We start from the raw sequence: 26,118 nt of genomic DNA, 5'->3' as shown, positions 1-26,118 counted from the left end.
CCAGCCCCGCCCCCACCTCGGCGATCTTGCACTAACTGCCCCGACAGAACGGCACACAAGCCGCTTTTCACGGGCCGAAAGTGCAAGATCGGCGCGTACCAAGATTGACCTAGCGGCAGCCGGGATCGGGGCCCGCGTCGGGGACGCCGCAATGGAAGACCTCGGTCGGGGGGGTCGCCACGTCGGGCACCTTCGCCACGGTGAGCAGGGCCAGCCGCTTGGCGACCGGCTCGCCGGAGTCCGGGGCGTACCGGATCAGGCCGCTCACCCCCGGGTAGCCGCCGGCGGCGTTCTGCCGCAGCACCTCGGCGTGCACGCCGACCGGGTTGACCGCGCGCGGCTCCCAGCGGCGACCGGTGTCCGCGTGCCGCAACCGGGCGGCCAGGCTCTCCAGCGCGCGCACCGTCATCATCGCGGCGTCGTAGGCGAGGCTGACCCGCTCGCCGACCGGCGGGCCGGTCCCCTCCCGGCAGCGCGGCGGGTCGAGCAGGTCGTCCGCGCCGATCCAGGTGAGGAAGCTGCCCCGGGCGTCGTCGCGGGCGGCCTGCGCGGCCCGCAGCGCGGCGCAGGTGGCCAGCGACGCCTTCGACACGTACGTGACCGGCAGGTTGCCCGGCGCGCTGGCCCGCAGCCCCGCATTGGCCATGTAGCGGTTCACCGAGTCGTCGGCGACCAGGTGCCGGGGCGGGTCCGCGCCGCACTCCTTCAACGCGCGCAGGAAGCCGTCGAACTCCGACCAGCGGCCGGCGAAGAAGAGCATCCCGGACCAGCCGCACTCCTGGGTGAGCCGGCGGCCGCTGCGCCACTCGTCCAGCCGGGTGAGGCGCGGGCCGAACCGCTCCCGCAGGCCGTCGACGAGCGTCGAGACGTAGAGGTCGTCGGTGAGCGAGCTGCCCTCGCCGGTGGTCCAGTAGACGTGCGCCTCGCCCACCCGCAGCACCTGCCGGGCGTACGCCTCGACCATCCGGGCCTGCTCCCGGTTGGGCGCGGACATCGCGAGGTAGAGGCTGGAGTTCTCGTCCATCCGGTCGGCGGACAGGGTGGGCGCGAGCACCGGCAGGCCGACCCGGTTGAGTTCGCGCAGCGCCGCCGCCGTGCTGGTGCGGCTGTCCACCAGTCCGACCACGCCGAGCACGGTCGGGTCGTCGCGGGCCAGCGCCTCCAGCATCCGTACCGCGTCGCCGGCGTGCCGCATCTGCCGGCCGGCGTTGGCCACCACGATGTGCAGCAGCGCCGCGTCGTCCGCCGCCGCCGACTCCTTGAGCAGCGCGTACTGGGCGGTGGCCATGCCCTCCAGCTCCTCACGCTCGGAGACGTAGGACTCCTCGTCCGCGCGGGTGCGGTTGCCGGTGAGGCTGCCCAGGTAGACGAGCGTCAGGTAGGGGCGGCGGTGGTCGCTGCGCCGCCACACCTCCTCGGCGGCCCGGTTCTGGGCGAAGATGCGCCGCTGCACGGCCCGCAGCCGGTCCTGCCCGGGCTCGCTGTTGAAGACCTGCCCGGCGGTGTCGCTGTAGCCGACGCACTCGCCGCCCACCAGGCGCACGCTCACCCGGTCGGTCGGCCAGGGGCGGCAGTCCGGCGCCCACCGCCCGTGCGCCCACACCCCCACCCCGGCGAGCAGCACCAGGGCCACCGCGGCGGGCAGGAAGCGCCGCGCCCACCAGGGCGGATCCGGCGCCACCAGCGCCGGCGGGGCAACCCCCGGGGGTACGACCGCAGCGTCCTCCTCCGCCGCCAGCACCACCAGCCACGTGCCCGGGCGGCGCAGCCGCCGGCGTTCCGGAAGCGCCTCGGCCCACTCCTCGTACGCCTCCTCGGCCTCGACCATCGGGCGCGGCGCGGCCGGTTCCGGCGGCGGGTCGGCGGCGACCGCCACCACCAGCAGCGGATCGTTGCGGCCGGTCTCGTTGCGGACCTCGTCGACGATCCGGACCAGGGTGTGCCCGACGTTGTCCGGGCGTACGCCGTCGAGCAACACCACCGGGTAGGCGGTGCGACGCCAGTCCCCCGGCCGCCAGAACCGCCGCCGGTAGGCCAGCCGCAGGTCCTCCAGGAACGCGTGCAGCAGCAGCTTCTCCACCTGCGCCGGGTGCTCGCCGTCGCGCCAGCCGGCGGTGAGCCGCTCGGCGAAGCCGAGGAACGTCACCGACTGCCGGGGCGCCAGATACTGCTGGCGCATGAACCAGCGGTACTGCCGGCCGACCACCGGCACCCGGCCGGAGACGGCGATCCGGAACACCACGCTCGGCACCGCCCGGCGCAGCAGCCAGAGCAGCAGTTGCAGCGCGGCGCCGAACCCGGAGTCGCCGCCCACCTGCGGGTCGTCGCCGGCCCGCCGGCCCCGCCAGTCCCGCAGCCGGCGCACCAGCGAGGCCCGGCCGCTGTCCGCGGCGTCCACGTCGACGGCGAGCGTCTGGTGCATCAGCCAGTCCGCGAGCGGATAGTGCCGGAACCGCAGCCGGGGCGCGCCGAACGCCTCCAGGGAGAGCTGCCGGTGCAGCTCGCGCAGCGCCGTCGCCACGTCGTCGGTGGGCGGCCGGTCGGCCAGGTCCAGCACGGCGTGCGGCACCCGGCGGCCGGTGCCCCGGGCGGTGAAGCGGCGCAGCAGGCCGGCCACCGCGCCGTCGCCGGCCGGCCGGAGCAGCCACAGCAGCGGGAGCCGGCGGTCACCGCGGCGGGGCCGCCGCAGCAGCCGGGCCAGCAGGGTGAGCAGTTCCAGGCCACCTGCCGGAAGCTGCTCCCGGGTGGGCCGTTGCCGGGTCGCCGGTTCGCGCATGGTCACCTCCGGGTGACTGCCGGTGTCCCCCCATTGTCGACGCCCCACGCAAGACCACGAAAGGAAGGGGCCCCGGTTAACGCTTCAGGTAGAGGAGGGGGCCCCGCTTAACACCTCTCGTCACCGAGGGGGGCGCAGGCCGTCCAGTGCGATGGTCAGCACGCGGTCACGCTGCGCCGGGTCCGGGAACTGGTAGGCGGCGAGGCCGCTGATGAGGCGTACCACGTCGTCGAAGTCGGCGTCCGGCCGGGCGGCCCCGGCGGCCTGGGCGCGGCGCAGCAGCGGCTCGCCGGCGGCGTAGATCTCGGTGCGGCAGCTCCGGAACACCTCGGAGTCGTGCACCAGCTCCTCGGCGAGCGCCCGCTTGGTGCCGACGTACGCGACGAAGCGGTGCAGCCAGCCGACCAGGGCGTCCCACGGGTCGAGGTCGGCCAGGTCGGCGGCGGAGGCGCTGAGCGCCCGCACCTCCTCGACGTAGACCGCCTCGAACAGGTCCCGCCGCTGCGGGAAGTTGCGGTAGAGCGTGCCGATGCCCACGCCGGCCCGGCGGGCGATCTGCTCCAGCGAGGCGCTCGCGCCGCACTCGCCGAACACCTCGCGGGCGGCGGCGACCAGCGCGTCGTAGTTGCGCCGGGCGTCGGCCCGCTTCGGGCGCCGCGCGAAGACCTCGGTCGGCTGGTCGGCACTGGGCATGACGCGCGTCACTCCTTCCCTCTTGCAACCGGAGGCACCCCTCCACTACGTTGGTGGAGGCACCCCTCCGGATAGCGTACTCCGAGGGCCCCGGCCCGATGCGCCGCCATCGCCGCCCCACGCGCGAGCGGCCGACCATCTCGTACCGAACGGGAGTTATCCCACATGATCGACACCTTCCGGCGCGGCTCGCGCCGGATGACGTTCCTCGTCCTCGCGGCCGGCACCGGCTTCTTCGCGATGCTCCAGTCGCTGATCACCCCGGTGCTGCCCACCATCCAGCACGACCTGCACACCTCGCCGAACACGGTGACCTGGGTGCTGACCGCCTACCTGCTCTCCGCGTCGATCTTCACGCCGATCCTCGGCCGGGTCGGCGACATGGTCGGCAAGGAGCGGACGCTCGTCGTCTCGCTCGGTGCGCTCGCGCTGGGCTGCCTGCTGGCGGCCGTCGCCCCGAACATCGGCGTGCTCATCGCCGCCCGGGTGGTCCAGGGCATCGGCGGCGCCGTCTTCCCGCTGTCGTTCGGCATCATCCGCGACGAGTTCCCGGCCGCCCGGGTCAGCTCCGCGGTGGCGTCGATCTCGGCCGTGGTGGCCGTGGGCGGCGGCCTGGGCGTCGTGCTCGCCGGCCCGATCGTGACCACCCTGGGCTACCGCTGGCTGTTCTGGATCCCGATGGTCGTGGTCGGCCTCACCGCGCTGGCCGCGCACCGGTTCGTGCCGCGCTCGCCGGTACGCACCCCCGGCCGGATCAACTGGGCCAGCGCCGTACTCCTCTCCGGTTGGCTGGTGGCGCTGTTGCTGCCGGTCAGCCAGGGCGCCGCCTGGGGTTGGGGTTCCGGCCGGGTGATCGGCCTGCTCGCGCTGGCCGCGGTGCTGGTGGCCGGCTGGCTGGCGGTCGAGGCCCGCACCGCGAACCCGCTGATCGACCTGCGGATGATGCGCCTGCCGGCGGTCTGGACCACCAACCTGGTCGCGCTGCTCTACGGCGCCTCGATGTTCGCCGTCTACGCCTTCCTGCCGCAGTTCGCGCAGATCCCGACCAGCGCCGGCTACGGCTTCGGCGCCAGCATCACCCAGGCCGGGCTGCTCATGCTGCCGATGCTCGTCGGGATGTTCGCCGCCGGCCTGCTGGCCGGGCGGCTGGAGTCCCGGTTCAGCCCGAAGGCGCAGCTCACCACCGGCGCGGTGTTCAACGTGACGGCCGCGGCGATGCTCACCGTCGCGCACGACACCCGGTGGGAGGTCGCCCTGGCCGGCGGCCTGGTCGGGCTCGGCATCGGCCTGGCGTTCGCCTCGATGGCCAACCTGATCGTGGGCAACGTGCCGGCCTCGCAGACCGGCGCGGCGACCGGGATGAACGCCAACATCCGCACCATCGGCGGGGCGATCGGCGCGGCGCTGGCCAGCACCGTGATCACCGCCCATCCGCAGCCGAGCGGGCTGCCCCGGGAGGCCGGTTTCACCGCCGGTTTCCTGCTGCTCACCGGCATCTCGCTGGCCGCGGCGCTGGCCGCGCTCGCCGTACCGTCCGGACGGCGCGCCCGGCCGGGGCGGCGCACCGGACCGACGCCGCACGTCGTGCCGACCGCGCTGTCCCAGGTGACGCCCGCCGCGCCGGCCGCCGCGGCCGTACCGCCGGAGCGGGTCGGCGGGCTGGCGCCGGCGGCCCGCTGAGCTGACGGCCGCGCCGTCGCGGCGGTTGTTAAGAGGGGCCCCCGGTTATGCAGAATGCGTTAACCGGGGGCCCCTCCTTACACCTCAGCCGATGGCGGCCGTGAGGGCGGCCAGGTAGCCGTAGCGGTAGCCGTTGGCGTTCGGGTGGTACGCCTCGATCACTCCGCTGACGTCGCGGATCCACGGGTCGGCGGCGCAGACCCCGTGCCCGGTGAACGCGGGCCGGGCGTCGACGAACGTGGCGCCCGCCGCGGAAGCCCGGCCGGCGGTGACCCCGTTCAGCACGTCGGCGGCCTGGTTGAGGATGGTGCGCTTGTAGCTGCTCATGGCGAGCAGCCCGCAGGAGCCGGTCTCGAACAGGCGCGGGTAGCCGAGCACCACGAGCCGGGCGTTGGGGGCCCGGTCGCGGATCGCGGCGTAGGTGGCGTCCAGCCGGCCGGGCAGCGTCGCGGTGGCGAACGTCTTCGCCCCGGCCACCGCGCTCTCGCAGCTCGACGTGCTGCCGAAGCGGCAACTGGTCATCACGTCGGCGAATCCGGCGTCGTTGCCGCCGATCGTGATGGTGACCAGCGTGGTGGTGGAGCTGAGCTGGCCCACCTGGCTGTCGCGGACGTCGGCGGTGACCGCGCCGCCGCAGGCCGGGAAGCGGAAGCTGGTGACCGCGTGCGCCGCGGCCCAGAGCGGGGCGTACGACTTCTGGCTGCGCAGGCAGGTGGAGAGGTCGTACGGCCCAGCGCCGACGCCGGAGGAGTAGGAGTCGCCGAGGGCGACGTAGTTGACGGTGGCCGCCCGGGCGGCGCCGGGCAGGAGCACGGCGCCGAGGACGGCCGCCAACACCGCGGCGAGCGCGGTACGGACGCGACGGGACATGACAGGACCTCCACGGGACAGGGGTGGTGGAGCCCGTTGACCGCGCGCGTGGCCGAGGGGTCGTGCTTGTTACTAGCGGGTAATGCTATCGAAACATTCGCAAGAATTGAATAGCTGTCGACTGCCTGGCGGGGCAGATCCGTTTACATGTGTCGATTAGGTTCAGGGTGCGTACACCCCGACGGAGGGAGTCCCACCCGTGCGACGCGCACTCCCGGCGGCGATCGCCGCCCTGACGCTCACCACCGCCGTCACCACCGTGACCGGCGCACCCGGCCAGGCCGCCCCGACCGGATGGGGCCGCCCGCACGTCTCGGCGGCCACCCCCACGCCGGGCAGCCCCGGGCTGGGCGACAGCTACTTCCCCGACTACGGCAACGGCGGCTACGACGTCGACCACTACGACATCCGGCTGCGCTACGAACCGGCCACCGACCGGCTCAGCGGCACCACCACCATCCTGGCCGCCGCCACCAAGGACCTGTCCCGGTTCAACCTCGACTTCGCGCTCGACGTCGAGTCGGTGCGGGTCAACGGCTGGGTGGCCGGCTTCGCCCGGGCCGGCGACCACGAGCTGGTCGTGACCCCGCCCCGGACGCTCCTCAAGGGCCAGCAGCTCACCGTCGTGGTGAAGTACGCCGGCATCCCCTCGCAGACCAAGGTCTACGGCTACACCGGCTGGACCCGCACCGCCGACGGCGCGCTCGCCGTCAACGAGCCCGAGTCCGCCTGGTGGTGGTACCCGAGCAACGACCACCCGAAGGACAAGGCCACCTGGGACATCTCCGTCTCGGTGCCGACCGGGCTGGAGGTGGTCAGCAACGGCGTGCAGCCGCGCGATCCGCTGCCCGAGGCGGGCAACCGCACCCGGTGGAGCTGGCGCAGCGTCAAGCCCGGCGCCACCTACCAGGCGTTCCTGGCCATCGGGCAGTACGACATCGTCACCGACACCGCGCCGAACGGGCAACCGGTGGTCAACGCGTACAGCACCACGCTGGGCGAGCGCGGGCCGGCCGCCCGGGCCAGCATCGAACGCACCGCAGAGATCGTCGACTGGGAGAGCGGGGTGTTCGGCCCGTACCCGTTCGAGGCGCAGGGCGGCGTGGCCGGCCCGATCGACGGCATCGGGTTCGCCCTGGAGACGCAGACCCGACCGGTCTACGGCCCCGGCTTCTGGCGGCGCGGCGCGAATCCCTACGTGGTGGTGCACGAGAACGCCCACCAGTGGTTCGGCGACTCCGTCTCGGTGGCGGCGTGGCGCAACATCTGGCTCAACGAGGGCTTCGCCTCGTACGCCGAGTGGCTCTGGTCGGAGGAGCAGGACGAGGGCACCGCGCAGGAGCTGTTCGACTTCACCTACGACAGCTACCCGGCCGACTCGGAGTTCTGGCAGGTGCTCCCCGGTGACCCGGGCGCCGACCGGATCTTCGACGACGCCGTCTACGACCGGGGCGCGATGGCGCTGCACCAGATCCGGCTGGCCGTCGGCGACCCGGCGTTCTTCCGGATCCTGCGCACCTGGACCGCCCGGCACCAGTACGGCAACGGCACCATCGAGCAGTTCCAGGCGCTCGCCGAGCGGATCTCCGGCCGGGACCTCGACGCGGTGTTCACCACCTGGCTGTTCACCGCCGGCCGGCCCGAGGTGGGCGCCGCCGCGCGTACCTCGGCGGCCCCGGCCCGGCCGGCCTCCTGGTCGAAGATCCGGACGGCGCACGACCTGCTGCACCGCTGATCGTCGCGCGGGAGCGGGGCCCCGCGTGCGCGCGGGGTCCCGCTCAGCGGCGGGCGGCGTCGGCGCGGGCCGCCGAGACCGGCCGCGCCGTGCCGGGCCGGGACGCCGGCGAGCCCGACGCCGGGCGACCGGCCAGCACCGTCGGCGCGACGCCTGCGGCGACCGTCGGCGTCGCCGCGGCCGGCGCCGGACCGCCCGGCCGGACCGGCCGCACCACCCGGACCGCCGTCGCGGCGACCCGCCGGACCGGACGGCGCACGGCCGGCAGCACGGTCACGACCCGGCGCACCGGGCGACGCACGGCGGGCAGCACCAGCCTGCGCAGGCGGCGCTCCCGCAGCCGGTCCAGCACCACCGCGGCGGCCACCGTCGCCACCGCGCTGACCGCGCCGGCCAGCACCAGCGTCTGCCGGGGGCCGGCGTGTTCGGCGAGCCAGCCCAGCAGCGGCGCGCCCACGGCGGCGGCGACCGAGCCGGTGACCGCCAGCGCGGCCAGCACCCGGCCGCGCATCGCGTAGTCGGTGTCCAACTGCGCCCGGGCGCCCACCGTGGTGTCGATGACCACGGCCGCGGCGGCCACCGGCAGGATCACCGCCGCGAAACTCGCCGTGCCCGGGGCCAGCCCGGCCAGCACCTGCAGCACGCTGGCGAGCAGGCCGGCGCCGACCAGCACGGCGTAACCCAGCTCCGCGCGGCGGGCGGCGACCAGCGCGCCGAGCACCGTGCCGACCGCGAAGACGGTGGACAGGATCCCGTAGCCGGACGCGCCGCCGCCCAGCGGCCCGTCGCTCATCGCCGCCATGGTCACCTGGTAGTTGCGGCCCAGGCTGCCCAGCACGAACGACAGCGCCAGCGCCACCAGCACCACCGGCTGCCGGAGCAGGTAGCGGAAGCCGGCCCGGATGCCGCCGTCGGCCGGCGCCGCGTCGGCCGCCGGCGCTCCGCCGGGGTGCCGCTCCCCCTCGCGTACGGCGCAGAGTGCCGCCACCACCGCGACGAAGCTCGCCGCGTTGACCGCGAAGAGCAGCGCCGGGCCGACGGCGGCGACCACGACGGCGCCCACGCTCATGCCGAGGATCCGCCCGGCGGAGTTGGTCAGCGAGCCCAGCGCGAGCGCGTTGCCGAGGCTGTCCCGGTCCACCAGGGTCGACGCCCAGCGGCCCATCACCGGCCCCTCGATCGCCGACACCGCGCCGGTGACCAGCGAGATCGCGTACACGGCCGGGAGGCCGCCCGCGCCGGTGAGCGCGACCACGGCCAGCCCGGCGGCCAGCAGCGCGTGCGCGGCCTGGGCGGTGACCAGCAGCGGTTTCGCCGGCAGGCGGTCGGCCAGCGCGCCGCCGGCGGCGCTCAGCAGCAGCGTGGGCAGTGCCTGGAGCAGGACGGTCAGTCCCATCGAGGTCGCCGAGCCGGTGCGCTCCAGCACGAACCAGTTGACCCCGAGCACCTGCATCCAGGTGCCGGTGACCGACACGAAGCCGGCGCCGGCCCAGATCCGGTAGTTCCGGTGGCGCAGCGCGGCGAACGTGGCGCCGAGTGCCACGATGTCCTCCCCCGTTTCCGACAGTCACATGACGAAGGCCGGACCCTCGTGGGGTCCGGCCGGTCGACAAGTCTGACGGCGGATGGTCCGTGGCGACGACAGTTGGTGGCAGGTGTCACCGGGCGATCCGGACACCCGACGCAGCCCGCGCGATCACGGGCCGCGCCACCGGCCGCCCGCCGCCTGCTGCGGGTGTTAAGAAGGGGCCCCTCCTCTACCGCAGGCGTTAGGAAGGGGCCCCGCCTTACACCGCGAGCGGGTGCCGCGCCGGGTCGACGGGGGCGGGTAGGTGGCCCGCGCCGCCCAGGTAGGTGTGGACGGCCGCGGCGGCGGCCCGCCCCTCGGCGATCGCCCAGACGATCAGCGAGGCGCCCCGGTGCATGTCCCCGGCGACGAAGACGCCGTCGGCCGCCTGCCAGTCCGGCCGGGCGTCGATCGCGCCGCGCCCGTTGCGAGCCACCCCGAGCTGGGCCAGCAGCGGCTGCTCCTCGGTGCCCTCGAAGCCGATCGCGAGCAGCACCAGGTCGGCCGGGATCTCCCGCTCCGAGCCGGGCAGCGCGGTGACGATGCGCCGGCCGTCGACCTTCTCCACGGTCACCTCGGCGATCCGCACGGCGCGGACCTGCCCGGTGCCGTCGTCGACGAACTCCTGCACGGCCACCGCGAAGATCCGCTCGCCGCCCTCCTCGTGCGCCGGGTAGGAGCGCAGCACCCACGGCCAGGTCGGCCACGGGTCGCGGGCGGCGTCCCGCCCCGTCGGGGGCTGCGGGTAGAGGTCGAGCTGGTGCACGCCGGCCGCGCCCTGCCGGTGGGCCACGCCGAGGCAGTCCGCGGCGGTGTCACCACCGCCGATGATCACCACGTGCTTGCCGGCCGCGTCGATTCCGGCGCCGTCCGGCAGCGTGGCGGGGGCGGGCCGACCGTCCCCGGCCGCCGCGACCACCCGGTTGGCCGCGACCAGGTGCGCCATCGCCTGGTGTACGCCGCGCAGCGCCCGACCCGGCGTCTGCGGCGTGTCCCGGCCCTGCAGCGCGCCGCAGGCGAGCAGCACCGCGTCGTGCTCGGCGCGCAACTGCTCGGCGGTCACGTCGACACCGACGTCCACGCCGGTGCGGAACCACACGCCCTCGGCGGTGAGCTGGGCCACCCGGCGGTCGACGTGGTGCTTCTCCAGCTTGAAGTCGGGGATGCCGTAGCGGAGCAGGCCACCGACCGCGTCGTCGCGCTCGTACACGGTGACGGCGTGACCGGCGCGGGCGAGCTGCTGCGCGGCGGCCAGCCCGGCCGGGCCGGAGCCGACCACCGCGACCGAGCGGCCGGTCGGCATCGACGCGGGCCGGGGCCGCAGCCCGTCGCGGGCCACCGCCGCGTCGGCGATCTCCACCTCGACCTGCTTGATGGTGACCGGCTGCTGGCCGCCCAGGCCGAGCACGCAGGCCGCCTCGCAGGGCGCCGGGCAGAGCCGGCCGGTGAACTCGGGGAAGTTGTTGGTGGCGTGCAGCGACTCCACCGCGGCGTCCCAGTTGCCGGTGCGGACCAGGTCGTTCCAGTCCGGGATGCGGTTGCCCAGCGGGCACCCGTCGTGGCAGAACGGGATGCCGCAGTCCATGCACCGGGTGGCCTGCTCGCGGATCAGCTCCTCGCCGGCCGGCGGGTAGACCTCCCGCCAGTCCGTGATCCGCACCGGGACCGGGCGGCGGGCGGGCAGCCGCCGGTCGTAGCGCAGGAAACCGTTCGGGTCAGGCACGAGCCACCTCCTGGGCGACCACCCGCGGCGCGGGCGGCACCGGCGCCGGTGAGAGGGCACTCATCACCGCGTCGTCGACGTCGCGGCCGGCGGCTTCGGCGGCCCGCATGATCTCCATGACCCGGCGGTAGTCCCGGGGTACCACGGCGGTGAACTCCTCCACCGCCTCCGGCCAGCGCTTCAGCAGCGCCTCCGCGACCGCCGAGGCGGTCTCCGCGACGTGCCGCTGGACCAGGTCGTGCAGCCGGTCGCGTTCCTCGTCGCGCAACGGCGACAGGTCGACCAGCTCGGCGTTGACCAGCCGCCGGTCGAGCCGGTGCACGAACGCGGTGCCGCCGGACATGCCGGCGGCGAAGTTGCGCCCGGTCGGGCCGAGCACCACCACCGTGCCGCCGGTCATGTACTCGCAGCCGTGGTCACCGAGCCCCTCGACCACGGCCACCGCGCCGGAGTTGCGCACCGCGAACCGCTCGCCGACCCGGCCGCGCAGGAACACCTCGCCGCCGGTCGCGCCGTAGAGGATGGTGTTGCCGGCGATGATCTGGTCCTCGGCACGCGAGCCCGGCTCGGCGTCGTCGCCGACGAACGGCGCGGCGGTGTCCGGCCGGACCACGATCCGGCCGCCGGACAGGCCCTTGCCGACGTAGTCGTTGGCGTCGCCGTGCAGGCGCAGCGTGACGCCGCGCGGCAGGAACGCGCCGAACGACTGGCCGGCGGTGCCGCGCAGCAGGAACTCGACGGTGTCGTCGGGCAGCCCGGCGCCGCCGAACCGGCGGGTCACCTCGCCGCCGAGCATCGCGCCGACGCTGCGGTGCTCGTTGCGCACCTCGACCTCGACCCGCACCGGGGCGCCGTCGCGCAGCGCCGGGGCGGCCAGCTCGATGAGCCGGTTGTCCAGGGCGACGTCGAGGCCGTGGTCCTGGGCGCGGACGCCCCGCCGGGCGGTGCCCTCGGGCAGCTCGGGCAGGTGCAGGACGCGGCCCAGGTCTAGGCCGTGGCCCTTCCAGTGGTCGATCGCGCCGGCCACGTCGAGCAGCTCGGTGTGCCCGATCGCCTCGTCGATGCTGCGGAAGCCCAGCTCGGCCAGGTAGCCGCGGACCTCCTCGGCGAGGAAGAGGAAGAAGTTCTCCACGAACTCGGGCTTGCCGGTGAACCGCTCGCGCAGCACCGGGTTCTGGGTGGCGATGCCGACCGGACAGGTGTCCAGGTGGCAGACCCGCATCATGACGCAGCCCTCGACGATCAGCGGGGCGGTGGCGAAGCCGAACTCCTCCGCGCCGAGCAGCGCCGCGACCAGCACGTCGCGGCCGGTCTTGAGCTGGCCGTCGACCTGCACGGTGACCCGGTCGCGCAGCTTGTTGAGCAGCAGGGTCTGCTGCGCCTCGGCCAGGCCCAGCTCCCACGGGGTGCCGGCGTGCTTGAGCGAGTTGAGCGGGGACGCGCCGGTGCCGCCGTCGTGCCCGGAGATGAGGATGACGTCGGCCTTGAGCTTGGCCACGCCGGCCGCCACGGTGCCCACGCCCACCTCGCTGACCAGCTTGACGTGCACCCGGGCGGCCGGGTTGACGCACTTCAGGTCGTGGACGAGCTGGGCCAGGTCCTCGATGGAGTAGATGTCGTGGTGCGGCGGCGGGGAGATCAGGCCGACACCCGGGGTGGCGTGCCGGGTGCGGGCGATCCACGGCCACACCTTGTTGCCGGGCAGTTGCCCGCCCTCGCCGGGCTTCGCGCCCTGCGCCATCTTGATCTGGAGGTCGTCCGCGTTGACCAGGTATTCGCTGGTCACACCGAACCGGCCGCTGGCGATCTGCTTGACCGCCGAGCGGCGGGCCGGGTCGTGCAGCCGGTCGACGTCCTCGCCGCCCTCGCCGGTGTTGGACTTGCCGCCGAGCCGGTTCATCGCGATCGCCAGGGTCTCGTGCGCCTCCGCCGAGATCGACCCGTACGACATGGCGCCGGTGGCGAACCGCTTGACGATCTCGGTGGCCGGCTCGACCTCGTCCAGCGGCACCGCCGGGCGCACGCCGGTGCGCAGCGTGAACAGCCCGCGCAGCGAGCCCGCCTTCGCGGCCAGCGCGTCGACCTTGGCGGTGTACTGCCGGAAGACGTCGTACTGGCGGCTGCGGGTGGCGTGCTGGAGCAGGAAGACGGTCTCCGGGTTGAACAGGTGCAGCTCGCCCTCGCGGCGCCACTGGTACTCGCCGCCGACCTCCAACCGGTCGCTGCTCGGGGTGCCGGGCGCCGGCCAGGCCAGCGCGTGCCGGGCGGCCACCTCGGTGTGGATCTCGGCCAGCCCGATGCCACCGATCGTGCTCGGCGTGCCACGGAAGTAGCGGTCGACCAGGCGGGTGTCCAGGCCGACCGCCTCGAACACCTGCGCCCCGCAGTACGAGGACACGGTGGAGATGCCCATCTTGGACATGATCTTCAGGACGCCCTTGCCGAGCGCCTTGACGTAGTTGCGGACCGCCTTCACCGGCTCCACGCCGGCCAGCGCGCCCGTGGAGATCATGTCCTCGACGGACTCGAACGCCAGGTAGGGGTTGACCGCCGCCGCGCCGTAGCCGATCAGCACCGCCGCGTGGTGCACCTCCCGGCAGTCGCCGGACTCCACGACCAGCGCCACCTGCGTACGCGTCTGCTCGCGGACCAGGTGCTGGTGCACCGCGGCGGTGAGCAGCAGCGACGGGATCGGGGCCAGGTCGGCGTTGGAGTCCCGGTCGGAGAGCACCAGGATGCGGACGCCGTCCTCGATCGCCTCGGAGACGTGCCGGCAGATCTCGGTCAGCCGGGCCTTGATGCCGGCGCCGCCGTCGCGGATCCGGTAGAGACCGGAGACCCGCACCGCCTTGAAGCCCGGCAGGTCACCGTCCTCGTCGATGGAGAGGATCTTGGCCAGCTCGTCGTTGTCGATCACCGGGTAGGGCAGCACGATCTGCCGGCAGCTCGCCGCGCCCGGGTCGAGCAGGTTGCCCTCCGGCCCGATGGTGGACGCCAGGCTGGTCACCAGCTCCTCCCGGATGGCGTCCAGCGGCGGGTTGGTGACCTGGGCGAAAAGCTGGTGGAAGTAGTCGTAGAGCAGCCGCGGCCGGGTGGACAGCGGGGCGATCGGGGTGTCGGTGCCCATCGAGCCGATCGGCTCCGCGCCGCTGCGGGCCATCGGGCCGAGCAGGATCTTCAGCTCCTCCTCGGTGTAGCCGAACGTCTGCTGCCGGCGGCGCACCGAGTCGTGGGTGTAGACGGTGTGCTCCCGCGCCGGCAGGTCGTCCAGCTCGATCAGGCCGGCGTGCAGCCACTCCTGGTAGGGCCGGGCGGCGGCCAGCTCGGTCTTGATCTCGTCGTCGGAGACGATCCGGCCGTTGACGGTGTCGACCAGGAACATCCGGCCCGGCTGCAGGCGGCCCTTGGCCACCACGGTCGCCGGGTCGAGGTCGAGCACGCCCGCCTCGCTGCCCAGCACCACCAGCCCGTCGCTGGTGTGCCACCAGCGGCCCGGACGCAGGCCGTTGCGGTCGAGCACCGCGCCGACGACCTCGCCGTCGGTGAACGCGACCGAGGCGGGACCGTCCCACGGTTCCATCAGGCTGGCGTGGAAGCGGTAGAACGCGCGCTTGTCGGCGCGCATGTCCGGGTCGTTCTCCCACGCCTCGGGGATCATCATGAGCACCGCGTGCGGCAGGCTCCGCCCAGCCAGGTGCAGCAGTTCGAGCACCTCGTCGAAGTTGGCCGAGTCGGACGCGGCCGGGGTGCAGACCGGGAAGACGCGACGGATGTTGCCCGGAATGCTCGGACTCCGGAGCAGCGCCTCCCGGGCCTGCATCCAGTTGCGGTTGCCCCGGATCGTGTTGATCTCGCCGTTGTGCGCGATGAACCGGTACGGGTGCGCCAGCGGCCAGGACGGGAACGTGTTCGTGGAGAAGCGGGAGTGCACCAGCGCGATGGCGCTGTCCACCCGCTCGTCGGTCAACTCCGGATAGAACGCCGGAAGCTGGTCCGGGGTGAGCATGCCCTTCCACACCATCGTCCGGCCGGACAGCGACGGGAAGTAGGCCGGCACGCCCCGCTCGGCGGTCTCCCGCTCGACCTGCTTGCGCAGGCAGAACGCCACCCGGTCCAGGTCGAGCCCGGTCAGCGGATCCCCGGCCGCGCCGGCCGGCGTGCCGGTCAGCCGGCGCGCGGCCACGAAAAGCTGCCGGACCCGGGGCATCGCCGCGAGCGCGGTCTCGCCCAGGTCGGACGCGTCGGTCGGCACCGTACGCCAACCGAGCACCTCGGCGCCCTCGACCAGCGCGTACTTGTCCACCACCTGGCGGGCGCGCGCCTCGGCCGCGTCGTCGTCGGGCAGGAAGACCAGGCCGGTGGCGTACTGCCCGGCCGGGGGCAGCGGGAAGTCGACGGTCGCGCGCAGGAACGCGTCCGGCACCTGGATCATAATCCCGGCGCCGTCACCGGTGTTGTGCTCCGCGCCCCGGGCGCCCCGGTGGTCCAGTCGGCGCAGCGCCCCGAGGCCGTTCGCGACGACCTGGTGCGAACGCCGCCCGTGCAGATCGGCCACGAAGGCCACACCGCAGGCGTCGTGCTCGTACGCGGGGTCGTAGAGACCCGGCGTCGGCGGGGCCGGCTGCGGGCTGTGAGGGTACGGAAAGGCCACCGGGCCTCCTGTCGTCACTCAGGTTGGTACATGGTGGGGACGACGTCGGCCCGCTGGGGTTTATTGAGTCTACGTTAGGGCGTACGGCGCAAGGCCAGTTCAGATTGATCACACTTCCAGATGGTGGGACGTGTAGTCTCGCGCGGTGGATGTCGTACGAGGTGACGTGCTCGACCGGTTGGAGCGGTTCTACGACGCGGTGCCCCGCGACGGCGCCCGCACGGAGGAGTTCGACTCCCTGGTCCTGTTCGTCCGCGACGGCGCCGGCTGGCCGTTCTACGCCCGCCCCCGCCTCGACGCCACCGAGCCGCCCACGCTGGCCGAGGTGACCGCCGTCCGCGCCCGGCAACGCGAGCTGGGCCTGCCGGAGGCGTTCGAGTGGGTGCACGAGCACCAGCCGGACCTGCTGGCGGTGGCCCGCTCGGCGGGGCTGAGCGTGCTGGAGGCGCCGCTCATGCTGCTGGAGGCGGAGCGGCTGCCGGACCCGGCGACGCTCAGCGACGTACCGGTGCGGGTGCTGGATCCGGCGGACCCGAGCTTCGCGGCGGACATCGCGCTGCGCCGGGCCGTCGCCGCGGTCGGCTTCGCCCACGGCGGCACCGCCCGGGGCGAGGCCGGGCCGGCCGAGCGGGACGCCGCGCTCGCCCGGCTGGACGTGGACGCGCTGGAGGAGGAGGCGGCCCGGGTCGCCGACGGCCGGCGGATCTCGGTCCTCGCCGCCACGCCGCAGGACGGCACGCTGGCCAGCGGCATGGCGATGCGGGTCGGCGAGGTCGCGGAGATCGCCGGGGTGGCCACCCTGCCGTCCGCCCGGCGACGCGGCCTCGGCACGGCGGTCACCGCCACGCTGGCCCGGGAGCTGCGCGCCGCCGGCACCGACCTGATCTTCCTGAGCGCGGGCAGCGAGGACATCGCCCGGGTCTACCTGCGGGTGGGCTTCCGCCGCATCGGCACGGCCTGCATCGCCGAGCCGGCCGCGGTCATCTGAGCGCCGACCCGCGCCCGGGTCAGGACGGCGGCTGCCAGTCGGCGGCGGCCGCCGCGGCCGTGTTGCGCAGCCGGGGGCTGATCGTGCCCAGCGCGGCGTCCCGGGCGCGCAACGCCAGCCGGCCCCGGGTCTGCAGCACGGCCGACATCCGGCGGGTCTGCCGGACCATGGTCGCGGCGCGGGGGCGGCGCAGCCGGTCGTAGGCGGCGACCGCGTCCGGCAGCCGCGACTCGCGCAGCAGGCCGGCGAGCGTCGCGGCGTCCTCGAACGCCAGGCAGGCGCCCTGCCCGAGGTGCGGGGGCATGGCGTGCGCGGCGTCGCCGAGCAGCACCACGCCGCCCGGGCCGGCGCCGAAACCGTACGCCCGGGGCAACGGCCGCAGCTCGCGGACCTCCTGCTGCACCACGTCGGCCGGGTCGGTGGCGTCCAGCAGCGTGGCGATCGGCGCGGGCCAGCCGGCGAACCAGCGCTTGAGCAGCGCGAGCTGGATCTCCGGCGGCTCCGGGCGGGGCGCGCCCGCGGCGGTGGCCACCCAGTAGATGCCGCCCCGCCGGGACGCGCCGGCGGTGCCCCGCTCGCCCAGCGACGCGGCCACGAACCGGTAGCCGGCGCCGAGCGTCTCGCCGTTCGGCTGCTGATCGTCGGGGAGCTGCGGGGCCCGGTACCAGGGGATGACCGCCCGCCAGGCGGCACAGCCGGAACTGACCACCGCGGTCTCCGGGGCGAGCTGCCGCCGGATCTCGCTGTCGATGCCGTCGGCCGCGACCACCAGGTCCGCCTCGAACAGGTGCCGGCCGTCGCCCACCGCGGGACGCTCGCCGGCCGACGCGCGCACGCTCCGCACGCTCACCCCGGTCCGCAGCTCCACCCGCTCGCCCAGCCCGGCGATGAGCGCGTCGTGCAGGTCCTCCCGGTGCACCACCACCGGCATCCGGTCGGCCGGCGTGGGGCGGGGCTGCACCAGCCACTGACCGTCCGGGCGGCGGATCCCGCCGTCCGGCAGCGGGGTGGCGATCGCGTCCAGCCCGGCGCCGAGGCCGAGAGCGCGCAACGCGCGTACCCCGTTCGGCCAGAGCACCACGGCGGTCGCCTCCGGCCGGACCCGGTCGGCCTTCTCCAGCAGCGTGACCTGCCAGCCGGAGCGGGCCAGCGCGCCGGCCACCGCCATCCCGCCGAGGCCGGCGCCGACCACCACCGCGCTGCGCATGGCTCCCCCGCTCAGCTGTCCCGGTCCGCCGGGCGCCCGTCGGCGTCCGCCCGACCGGCGGGTTCGGCCGCGTTCGCGCCGCCGGTCGCGGCGCGGTCGCCGGTCCCTTCACGGTCGCCGGTCGCGACGCCGTCGCCGGTCGCGTCCGGGCCGGGTCCGTCGCCGTCCACGGCACGTCCGGTTGACTCCCGGCCGATCGGGTCGGCGTCGTCGGTCGGGTCCCGGTCGGTCGACTCGGCGCCGTCGACCGCGTCCCGCTCGGTGCCGTCGGCCGCTGCCGGCTCCGTCGGTGGCAGCGCGCCGGTCTCCCGGTACGTGTGGAACTGCTCCTCGGTCACCACCCGGTAGCCCTCGGGCGCCACCGTCGCCGCCCCGCCCTCGCGGGCGGCGAGGTCGACCTGGGACACGTCGCCGGACGGCGTCACCGGCACGGTCGGCTCACCCAGCGGGACGAGGTATTCCCGCGGCCCGCGCACCCGGACGAAGTAGGCGAGCGCGCCGAGGAAGACCAGCGCCGCGGTCCAGACGTTGAGCCGGACGCCGAGGATGTGGTTGGCCTCGTCGGTGCGCATCAGCTCGATCCAGAACCGGCCCGCCGTGTAGCCCATCACGTAGAGCGCGAACGCCCGGCCCCGGCCCAGCCGCAGCTTGCGGTCGAGGACCAGCACCAGCGCGGCGACGCCGAGGTTCCAGATCAGCTCGTAGAGGAACGTCGGATGGTAGAGCCCCGGTTGCAGGACCGGGTTGCCGGCGTCGTCCCGCAGCGCGTGACCCGGGTGGTCCGGGTCCATCACGTGCACCTCGAGCCCCCACGGCAGGCTGGTCCGCCCGCCGTAGAGCTCGTTGTTGAACCAGTTGCCCAACCGGCCCACGGCCTGCGCCAGGGGCAGGCCCGGGGCCAGCGCGTCGGCGACCACGGTGAGCGGGATGCCGAGCTGCCGGGCGGCGAGCCAGGCGCCGACCGCGCCGCCGGCCACCGCGCCCCAGATGCCGAGGCCGCCCTCCCAGATGGCGAACGCCTTGAGCGGCTGACCGCCGTCGCCGAAGTATTTCTCCGGCGAGGTGATCACGTGGTAGATCCGGGCGCCGATGATGCCCGCCGGCACCGCCCAGACGGCGATGTCGAGCACCGCGCCGGGAGCGACGCCGCGGCGACGCAGCCGGTATTCGGTGACCACGCAGGCCACCACGATGCCGGCGATGATGCAGAGCGCGTACGCCCGGATGGGAACCGGACCGAGCTGCCAGACGGCGGTGCTGGGGCTGGGCATGGCCGCCAGGGGAGTCATCGGGGCGAGGGTCACGGGTGCACACGGTACCGGTGCGGACCGTGTGCGCGGCACCCCGGGCCGCTCCGCCGCGCGGGTCGGGGCGGCGACGGGCCCGGAGCCGGTTCGCCCCGGGCGGCCCGGAGTGCCGTGGCCGATGCCTGTCGAGCTGACGTCAGAAACGACTCACCACGGCCGGCCGGTCAAGCCGCACCGCGGCGACCCGACCCGGGCCGGGCCGAGCCGGGCCGGGCCGAGCCGGGCCGGGCCGAGCCGGGCCGGGCCGGGCCGAGCCGGGCCGGGCCGGGCCGAGCCGGGCCGGGCCGGGCCGGGCCGGGCCGGGCCGGGTGTCGGCCGTCCGAGGCGCGGCAGGTCGATATCACCGACGACTCAGCTCCAAAGGCAGTCGCAGCCGGCCACGGGCAGCCGATCGGTGTCGGGAACGCGCCGCACCCCGACGAACGCCGCACCCGACTGACGCCGACAACCGACGGACCACCCGACCAGGACGGCACGACCGAGACAGCACGACCCGGACAGCACGACCAGGACGGCGGGCGGGCGGCCGGCGGGACTGCGTCCGCAGGACGGCAGCGTCAGCGGGCCGGGTTGCGGACGCCCTCGGCGAGTTCGGCGCTGAGCTTGCGCAGGGCGGTCAGGCCGGCGGCCTGGTCCGGCGCGTCGAGCACGGTCCGCACCAGCGCGCTGCCCACGATCACCGCGTCGGCGTAGCCGGCGACAGTGGCGGCCTGCGCACCGGTGCCCACGCCCAGCCCGACCCCGACCGGCAGGTCGGTGACCCCGCGCAGCCGGGAGACCAGGATCGGCGCCGCCTCGGAGGTCTGCGCGCGGGCGCCGGTCACTCCCATGATCGCGGTGGCGTAGACGAAGCCCCGGCAGTGCTCGACGGTCATCCGCAGCCGGGCGTCGGTGGAGGACGGCGACACCAGGAACGTCCGGTCGAGGCCGTGCGCGTCGGAGGCGGCCAGCCACTCGGCGGCCTCGTCCGGGATCAGGTCCGGCGTGATGAGCCCGGTGCCACCGGCCGCGGCCATGTCGCGGGCGAACGCGTCGACGCCGTACTGCTCGATCGGGTTCCAGTAGGTCATCGTGACCACCGACGCGCCGGTCGCGGCGACCGCCTCGACGATGCGCAGCGCGTCCGCGGTGCGCACGCCGCCGGCCAGCGCGATGTCGCTCGCCTTCTGGATGACCGGGCCGTCCATCACCGGGTCGGAGTAGGGGATCTCCACCTCGATGACGTCGACGCCCGCCTCCACCATGGCGGTCATGGCGGCGATGCTGCCCTCGACGGTCGGGAACCCGGCCGGCATGCAGCCGACCAGCACTGCCCGCCCGTCGGCCCGGGCCTTGTCGAACGCGACCCCGATGCGGCTCACGCTGTCACTCCTTGTCGAGGATGCCGAAGTACGCCCCGGCGGTGTGCACGTCCTTGTCACCCCGGCCGGAGAGGTTGACCACGATCACCGGCTCGCGGCCCAGCTCGGCGGCGAGCTCCGGGGCGATCCGCCGGGCGCCGGCCAGCGCGTGCGCGCTCTCGATCGCCGGGATGATCCCCTCGGTGCGGCAGAGCAGCTCGAAGGCGGCCATCGCCTCGGCGTCGTCGACCGGCAGGTAGGTGGCCCGGCCGGCGTCGTGCAGCCAGGCGTGCTCCGGCCCGACACCCGGGTAGTCCAGGCCGGCCGAGATCGAGTGCGACTCGATGGTCTGGCCGTCGGCGTCCTGCAGCACGTACGTGCGGGTGCCGTGCAGCACGCCCGACGAGCCGCCGGTGATGCTGGCGGCGTGCCGGCCGGTCGCCACGCCCTCGCCGCCGGCCTCGAAGCCGTAGAGCCGCACGTCGGCGTCGGGCACGAAGGCGTGGAAGATACCCAGCGCGTTGGAGCCGCCGCCGACGCACGCCGCGACCGCGTCCGGCAGCGCGCCGGTCAGGTCCAGGCACTGCTGGCGGGCCTCCACGCCGATGCCCCGCACGAAGTCCCGCACCATCTCGGGGAACGGGTGCGGGCCGGCGGCGGTGCCGATCAGGTAGTGGGTGTCCTCGACGTTGGCGACCCAGTCGCGCATCGCCTCGTTCATCGCGTCCTTGAGCGTGCGCGAGCCGGCCGTCACCGGGACCACGGTGGCGCCGAGCATGCGCATCCGGGCCACGTTGAGCGCCTGCCGCTCGGTGTCCACCTCGCCCATGTAGACCACGCACTCGAGGTCGAACAGCGCGGCGGCGGTCGCGGTGGCCACGCCGTGCTGCCCGGCCCCGGTCTCCGCGATCACCCGGCGCTTGCCCATCCGCCTGGTGAGCAGCGCCTGACCGAGCACGTTGCGGATCTTGTGGGCCCCGGTGTGGTTCAGGTCCTCGCGCTTGAGCAGGATCCGCGCCCCCACCTGGGCGGAGAGCCGCCGGGCCTCGTACAGCTCGGAGGGCGTGCCGGCGTAGTCACGCAGCAGGGCGTCGAACTCGGCGAGGAACTCGTCGTCGCCCATCGCCTTCCGGTAGGCCGCGTCCAGCTCGTCCAGCGCGGCGACCAGCGCCTCGGGGACGAACCGGCCGCCGAACCGGCCGAAGTGACCGGCGGAGTCGGGAACCTGGCCGGCTGCGGGTGCGGCGCTCATCGCGGGCGTCCTCTCGGATCGGGTGACCCGGCGCGGCTCAGCGCACCGGGCGGGGCGTGGCCGGGTGGTTACCGGCGTTGACCAGCTCGGCGACCGCCTCGCGCGGGCTCTTCTGGGTGACCAGGCCCTCACCCACCAGGACGGCGTCGGCGCCGGCCGAGGCGTACCGGATGAGGTCGTGCGGACCGCGCACCCCCGACTCGGCGATCTTGACGACGCTGCTCGGCAGGCCGGGCGCGATCCGCTCGAACACCGAGCGGTCGACCTCCAGGGTACGCAGGTCGCGGGCGTTGACACCGATCACCTGCGCACCCGCCTCCAGGGCCCGGTCCGCCTCCTCCTCGGTGTGCACCTCGACCAGCGCGGTCATGCCCAGCGACTCGATCCGCTCCAGCAGCCCCATGAGCGCGTTCTGCTCCAGGGCGGCGACGATCAGCAGCACCAGGTCGGCGCCGTGCGCGCGGGCCTCGTGCACCTGGTAGCTGGAGACCACGAAGTCCTTGCGGAGCACCGGCACGTTCACCGCGGCCCGCACGGCGGCCAGGTCGTCCAGCGACCCGCCGAACCAGCGGCCCTCGGTCAGCACGCTGATCGCCCGCGCGCCACCGGCCGCGTAGTCGCCGGCCAGGTCGGCCGGGTCGGCGATCTCGGCCAGCCGTCCCTTGGACGGCGACGAGCGCTTCACCTCGGCGATCACGGCCACGCCGGGCCGGCGCAGCGCCGCGTACGCGTCGAGCGGCGGCGGCGCGGCCGCGGCCAGCTCACGGATCCGCTCCAGCGGAATCTGCTCCTGCCGCCGGGCGACGTCCTCACGCACGCCGGCCAGGATCTCGTCGAGCACGCCTGCGGACGTCGCCGCTCCGGCGTCGTCCCCCTCCGCGTGCGCATGCTCAGCAGTCACCAACGGACTCCCCTCTCCGGGCGTCATGGGCCGATGCTAGGGGGCGCCACCTGGCGACACGTGCCGGGGGGTATGGCGCACCTCACCACATGGGCTGTGGCATGATGGCCGACTTCCGGTGAACGCGGTGTCACGCAGCGCCACCTGATGCATCGACCGCCGCCCATGCCCTATCTCACCACGGCCGGGCGCGCGCCGCAGGTCGGCTGTGACCAAGCTCAAGGACCTCCGGCCCTGCCCAGGTCGCACCCGCTGCCGGACCGTTGACCTGTGCTTCACGGCGACGAAACGTGAGACCGGCAGCATCGTCCTCGGGCAGACTCGTCGAGGCGGCTGCCGACCGTCACCAAAACGATCTCGTGTGGGGTGAACCATGAGCGCCAACGGGCCGAACCAGAATCTCGGACTGACGACCATCTCCCGGACCGTCGCCTCGCTCGCCGTCGGGGTGGTGCACACGCTCGAACGCGCCGCGGCGGGCGACGGGCGGACGCGTACCGCCCGGGGCAACGCCTGGGAGGCGGTCTGCGCCGACCGGGCCCGGGCCGCCCAGCGTCGCGAGTTGGAGCGGCTGGTGGCCGAGCTGACCGCCGCCCGGGCCGCGGCCCGCGAGCGCCGCGAGGCGCGCGAGGCGCAGCCGGTCAGCTGACCGTCGGGTCCTCACCCCGGTCCAACGCGTCCCACGCGTCCCGGGTGCCCCGCTCGACCGCCGGCCGGTCCGCGTCGGCGGACCCGGCCGGCCCCGCCGGCCGCCGCTCGTAGCGCGCGCCCATCGCCGGCCACCCGGCGCCGCGGGCCGTGGTGAACGCCCCGCCGGTCGCCAACGCCAGGCCACCCGCCAGCACCAGCGCCGGCCACTGCCGGCTCACCCCGGCCTCGGTCAGCCCGACGCCGCCGCCGACCGCCACGGCCAGCCCGACGCCGGTGAGCAGCAGGCCCAGCGACCGGCGCAGCCGCCCCCCGGTGGCCAGCACCGCGCCGCCGCCGGCCAGCCCGACGTAGGCCAGCGCCGACACCCAGGGCAGCAGGTCCGCGCCGGTGCGGGTCCGCTGCCCGGCCGGCAACGCGCCGCGCGCGCTCGGCTCCACCGACCAGCCCCGGGTCACCGCCCACGCCGCCAGGCCCGCCCCGGCCAGGCAGAGCAGCACCGCGTACGCCAGCTCGCGCCGGCCCCGGGCGGCGGTCCGGCCGGCCGCGGCGGTGACCGGCGCGCTCATCGGGCCGGCCGCAACGTCTCGGCGGCGGCGATCGCGGCCAGCACGGCGGCGGCCTTGTTCCGGGTCTCCTGGTCCTCCGCGGCGGGATCGGAATCGGCCACCACCCCGGCACCGGCCTGCACGTAGGCCCGGCCGTTCCGGATCAGCGCGGTGCGGATGGCGATCGCCATGTCCAGGTCGCCGCCGAAGGCGAAGTAGCCGACGGTGCCGCCGTAGACGCCGCGGCGGACCGGCTCCAGTTCCTCGATGATCTCCATGGCCCGCACCTTGGGCGCGCCGCTGAGCGTGCCGGCGGGGAACGTCGCGGCCAGCGCGTCGAACGCGGTGCGGTCGTCGCGCAGCTCGCCGACCACGGTCGAGACGATGTGCATGACGTGGCTGTAGCGCTCGATGGTGGCGAACTCCGGCACCTGCACCGTGCCCGGGCGGCAGACCCGGCCCAGGTCGTTGCGGCCCAGGTCGACCAGCATGACGTGCTCGGCGCGTTCCTTCGGGTCGGCGAGCAGCTCGGCGGCGAGCCGGGCGTCGGAGTCGGCCGACCCGCCGCGCGGCCGGGTGCCGGCGATCGGGTGCAGCAGCGCCCGGCGTCGCCCGTCCGGGCCGGCGCTCACCTTGAGGTGTGCCTCCGGCGACGAGCCGACGATGTCGAAGCCGTCGAAGCGCAGCAGGTACATGTACGGGCTGGGGTTGGTGGTCCGCAGCACCCGGTAGACGTCGAGCGGGTCGGCGTCGGTGGCGCGTTCGAAGCGCTGGCTGAGCACGATCTGGAAGCACTCGCCGGCCCGGATCGCCTCCTTGGCCGCCTCCACCGCCTTCGGGTAGCCGCCGTCGGGCGTCCGGCTGGTCACCTCGCCCACGCCCGGCCGGCCGACCGTGGCGACCATGGGCGGGATCGGTCGGGACAGCGCGGTGGTCATCGCGTCCAGCCGGCCCACCGCGTGGTGGTAGGCGGCGGCCACCCGCTCCGGCCGGTCGGGCGCGTCCGGCGGGGGCAGCACCGCGTTGGCGACCAGGATCGCCGAGCCCTCGTAGTGGTCGAGCACCACCAGGTCGGTGGCGAGCATCATGCCCAGCTCGGGCACGTCCAGCTCGTCCTCGGTCAGCTCCGGCAGCTTCTCGAACCGGCGGACCAGGTCGTAGCCGAGGTAGCCGACCAGGCCGCCGGTCAGCGGCGGCATGTCCCCGCCCGGGTCCCAGGCCGGGCCGGCGAGCGCGGCGACGGTCTCCCGCAGCACGGTGACCGGGTCGCCGGAGGCGGGCACGCCGGCCGGCGGGGCGCCGGTCCAGCTCGCCTCGCCGTCGCGCTCGGTGAGCGTGGCGGCGCTGCGGACGCCGATGAACGAGTAACGCGACCAGGCCGTGCCGGCCGAGCCGACGCCCTGCTCGGCGGACTCCAGCAGGAACGTGCCGGGACCGCCGGCGAGCTTGCGGTAGACCCCGACCGGGGTCTCCGCGTCGGCCAGCAGCCGCCGGGTGACCGGCACGACCCGCCAGCGGGCGGCCAGCTCGGCGAACCCGGACCGGCCCGGGGTGACGGCGCCGTCGGTCACGGGGTCACCTCCGGCGAGCTGACCGGGAGGTCGGTGAAGAAGCAGGTGCGGTGCCCGGTGTGGCAGGCCGCGCCGACCTGCTCCACGCTGACCAGCAGCGCGTCGCCGTCGCAGTCCAGCGCGACCGAGCGGACGTACTGGTGGTGGCCGGAGGTGGCGCCCTTGACCCAGTACTCCCTGCGGCTGCGGGACCAGTAGGTGGCCCGGCCGGTGGTGAGCGTGCGGTGCAGCGCCTCGTCGTCCATCCAGGCGACCATCAGCACCTCACCCGAGTCGTGCGCGCGGACCACGGCGGCGACGAGGCCGTCCGGGCCGCGGCGCAGCTTGGCCGCGATGGCCGGGTCGAGCCGGGAGGGGCGGGCCGGGCCGGGGCCGGGGCACCGCCGGGGCGGGTGGGTGCGCCGGTCACCGGCGCGTCAGAGGCGGGCACGGTTGACCATTCTCCCGCACGCGGGGCCGGCACCGAAGTCGCGTCCCGGGTGACGGGCGGCACCGCGTGCAGCGCGCGGGCGAGCTGACCGAGGTAGCGGTCCACCCGGCCGTCGGCCAGCGCCTCGGCGAGGTCGGCGCCGGCCACCGCGGTGACCTCGTCGGCGTACGGGCGGACCAGCGGGACGATCCCGGTGACCAGGCGCCCGGCGGCGGCGCCGACCTCGGTCGG

Annotated in this window: 17 protein-coding genes and 1 pseudogene; 4 read left to right on the top strand and 14 right to left on the bottom strand. The window is 75.0% G+C overall.

Annotation, left to right across the window (positions count from 1 at the left end; translation table 11 throughout):
* Window positions 1–109: 109 nt before the first annotated feature.
* Both H1D33_RS03245 and H1D33_RS03240 read right to left on the bottom strand, forming a co-directional pair.
* The gene (locus H1D33_RS03245; RefSeq protein ID WP_181569469.1) at window positions 110–2,776 is read right to left on the bottom strand and encodes a type 1 periplasmic-binding domain-containing protein; all 2,667 of its coding nucleotides are present in this window, start codon (window positions 2,774–2,776) and stop codon (window positions 110–112) included.
* Window positions 2,777–2,896: 120 nt separating this feature from the next.
* The gene (locus H1D33_RS03240; protein ID WP_181569470.1) at window positions 2,897–3,469 is read right to left on the bottom strand and encodes a TetR/AcrR family transcriptional regulator; all 573 of its coding nucleotides are present in this window, start codon (window positions 3,467–3,469) and stop codon (window positions 2,897–2,899) included.
* Window positions 3,470–3,634: 165 nt separating this feature from the next.
* On the opposite strand from H1D33_RS03240, the gene H1D33_RS03235 reads away from it, so the two are divergent.
* On the top strand, window positions 3,635–5,149 hold the full coding sequence (locus tag H1D33_RS03235) for an MFS transporter (protein WP_181569471.1): 1,515 nt from the start codon (window positions 3,635–3,637) through the stop codon (window positions 5,147–5,149).
* An 84-nt stretch (window positions 5,150–5,233) separates the two neighbouring features.
* On the opposite strand, the gene H1D33_RS03230 is transcribed toward H1D33_RS03235, so the two are convergent.
* Window positions 5,234–6,019, bottom strand: a complete 786-nt coding sequence (locus H1D33_RS03230; protein ID WP_181569472.1) for an SGNH/GDSL hydrolase family protein — start codon at window positions 6,017–6,019, stop codon at window positions 5,234–5,236.
* Window positions 6,020–6,218: 199 nt separating this feature from the next.
* Between H1D33_RS03230 and H1D33_RS03225 the strand changes: the two genes are divergently transcribed.
* Window positions 6,219–7,754, top strand: a complete 1,536-nt coding sequence (locus tag H1D33_RS03225) for a M1 family metallopeptidase (protein ID WP_181569473.1) — start codon at window positions 6,219–6,221, stop codon at window positions 7,752–7,754.
* A 43-nt stretch (window positions 7,755–7,797) separates the two neighbouring features.
* Here H1D33_RS03225 and H1D33_RS03220 read toward each other — a convergent pair whose 3' ends face one another.
* The 3 genes from H1D33_RS03220 to gltB form a co-directional block, all read right to left on the bottom strand.
* The gene (locus H1D33_RS03220; protein WP_181569474.1) at window positions 7,798–9,297 is read right to left on the bottom strand and encodes an MFS transporter; all 1,500 of its coding nucleotides are present in this window, start codon (window positions 9,295–9,297) and stop codon (window positions 7,798–7,800) included.
* Between the two features lie 244 nt (window positions 9,298–9,541).
* Complete coding sequence (locus H1D33_RS03215) at window positions 9,542–11,044, bottom strand: glutamate synthase subunit beta (protein WP_181569475.1); 1,503 nt, start codon at window positions 11,042–11,044, stop codon at window positions 9,542–9,544.
* Window positions 11,037–15,695: a glutamate synthase large subunit gene (gene gltB, locus H1D33_RS03210; protein ID WP_181569476.1), complete on the bottom strand. Its 4,659-nt coding sequence runs from the start codon at window positions 15,693–15,695 to the stop codon at window positions 11,037–11,039. Before gltB ends, H1D33_RS03215 begins: the two co-directional genes overlap by 8 nt.
* A 145-nt stretch (window positions 15,696–15,840) precedes the next feature.
* Between gltB and H1D33_RS03205 the strand changes: the two genes are divergently transcribed.
* The gene (locus tag H1D33_RS03205; protein ID WP_181569477.1) at window positions 15,841–16,683 is read left to right on the top strand and encodes a GNAT family N-acetyltransferase; all 843 of its coding nucleotides are present in this window, start codon (window positions 15,841–15,843) and stop codon (window positions 16,681–16,683) included.
* Between the two features lie 19 nt (window positions 16,684–16,702).
* Here the strand turns inward: H1D33_RS03205 and H1D33_RS03200 are convergent, their stop codons facing one another.
* The 5 genes from H1D33_RS03200 to trpC form a co-directional block, all read right to left on the bottom strand.
* Window positions 16,703–17,890, bottom strand: coding sequence for an FAD-dependent oxidoreductase (locus H1D33_RS03200; protein WP_181569478.1), 1,188 nt, complete (start codon window positions 17,888–17,890; stop codon window positions 16,703–16,705).
* A gap of 11 nt (window positions 17,891–17,901) precedes the next feature.
* Window positions 17,902–19,194, bottom strand: a complete 1,293-nt coding sequence (gene lgt, locus H1D33_RS03195; RefSeq protein ID WP_181569479.1) for a prolipoprotein diacylglyceryl transferase — start codon at window positions 19,192–19,194, stop codon at window positions 17,902–17,904.
* A gap of 560 nt (window positions 19,195–19,754) precedes the next feature.
* Window positions 19,755–20,558, bottom strand: a complete 804-nt coding sequence (gene trpA, locus H1D33_RS03190) for a tryptophan synthase subunit alpha (protein ID WP_181569480.1) — start codon at window positions 20,556–20,558, stop codon at window positions 19,755–19,757.
* 4 nt (window positions 20,559–20,562) lie between these two features.
* Entirely contained in the window at window positions 20,563–21,789 is a 1,227-nt protein-coding gene (trpB, locus tag H1D33_RS03185; RefSeq protein ID WP_181569481.1) for a tryptophan synthase subunit beta, read from the bottom strand.
* Between the two features lie 37 nt (window positions 21,790–21,826).
* Window positions 21,827–22,630, bottom strand: a complete 804-nt coding sequence (gene trpC, locus H1D33_RS03180) for an indole-3-glycerol phosphate synthase TrpC (RefSeq protein ID WP_181572930.1) — start codon at window positions 22,628–22,630, stop codon at window positions 21,827–21,829.
* 433 nt (window positions 22,631–23,063) lie between these two features.
* On the opposite strand from trpC, the gene H1D33_RS03175 reads away from it, so the two are divergent.
* The gene (locus H1D33_RS03175) at window positions 23,064–23,339 is read left to right on the top strand and encodes a hypothetical protein (protein ID WP_181569482.1); all 276 of its coding nucleotides are present in this window, start codon (window positions 23,064–23,066) and stop codon (window positions 23,337–23,339) included.
* On the opposite strand, the gene H1D33_RS03170 is transcribed toward H1D33_RS03175, so the two are convergent.
* From H1D33_RS03170 to hisI, 3 genes and pseudogenes are all read right to left on the bottom strand, one after another.
* Window positions 23,332–23,907 (bottom strand): Trp biosynthesis-associated membrane protein, encoded by a 576-nt coding sequence (locus tag H1D33_RS03170; RefSeq protein ID WP_181569483.1) that lies wholly within the window; start codon window positions 23,905–23,907, stop codon window positions 23,332–23,334. The genes H1D33_RS03175 and H1D33_RS03170 overlap by 8 nt on opposite strands.
* A complete protein-coding gene (locus H1D33_RS03165; RefSeq protein WP_181569484.1) occupies window positions 23,904–25,457 on the bottom strand; it encodes an anthranilate synthase component I in 1,554 nt (517 codons plus the stop codon). The genes H1D33_RS03170 and H1D33_RS03165 overlap by 4 nt, the downstream gene beginning before the upstream one ends.
* A pseudogene (gene hisI / locus H1D33_RS03160) lies at window positions 25,454–25,887 on the bottom strand (phosphoribosyl-AMP cyclohydrolase). The gene H1D33_RS03165 and the pseudogene hisI overlap by 4 nt, the downstream one beginning before the upstream one ends.
* Between the last annotated feature and the right edge of the window lie 231 nt (window positions 25,888–26,118).

The sequence above is a fragment of the Micromonospora ferruginea genome, from assembly GCF_013694245.2.
Lineage (GTDB): Bacteria > Actinomycetota > Actinomycetes > Mycobacteriales > Micromonosporaceae > Micromonospora > Micromonospora robiginosa.
The sequence above is the reverse complement of the archived record's forward strand: the minus strand, read 5'-3'. Positions and strand labels throughout refer to the sequence as shown.

What these genes read in the sequence shown, in the direction of transcription:
- H1D33_RS03245 (WP_181569469.1), bottom strand. Translation starts at nt 2,776, where the DNA reads ATGCGCGAACCGGCGACCCGGCAACGGCCCACCCGGGAGCAGCTTCCG.
- H1D33_RS03200 (WP_181569478.1), bottom strand. Translation starts at nt 17,890, where the DNA reads ATGCGCAGCGCGGTGGTGGTCGGCGCCGGCCTCGGCGGGATGGCGGTG.
- trpB (WP_181569481.1), bottom strand. Translation starts at nt 21,789, where the DNA reads ATGAGCGCCGCACCCGCAGCCGGCCAGGTTCCCGACTCCGCCGGTCAC.
- H1D33_RS03175 (WP_181569482.1), top strand. Translation starts at nt 23,064, where the DNA reads ATGAGCGCCAACGGGCCGAACCAGAATCTCGGACTGACGACCATCTCC.
- H1D33_RS03230 (WP_181569472.1), bottom strand. Translation starts at nt 6,019, where the DNA reads ATGTCCCGTCGCGTCCGTACCGCGCTCGCCGCGGTGTTGGCGGCCGTC.
- H1D33_RS03170 (WP_181569483.1), bottom strand. Translation starts at nt 23,907, where the DNA reads ATGAGCGCGCCGGTCACCGCCGCGGCCGGCCGGACCGCCGCCCGGGGC.
- H1D33_RS03235 (WP_181569471.1), top strand. Translation starts at nt 3,635, where the DNA reads ATGATCGACACCTTCCGGCGCGGCTCGCGCCGGATGACGTTCCTCGTC.
- H1D33_RS03240 (WP_181569470.1), bottom strand. Translation starts at nt 3,469, where the DNA reads ATGCCCAGTGCCGACCAGCCGACCGAGGTCTTCGCGCGGCGCCCGAAG.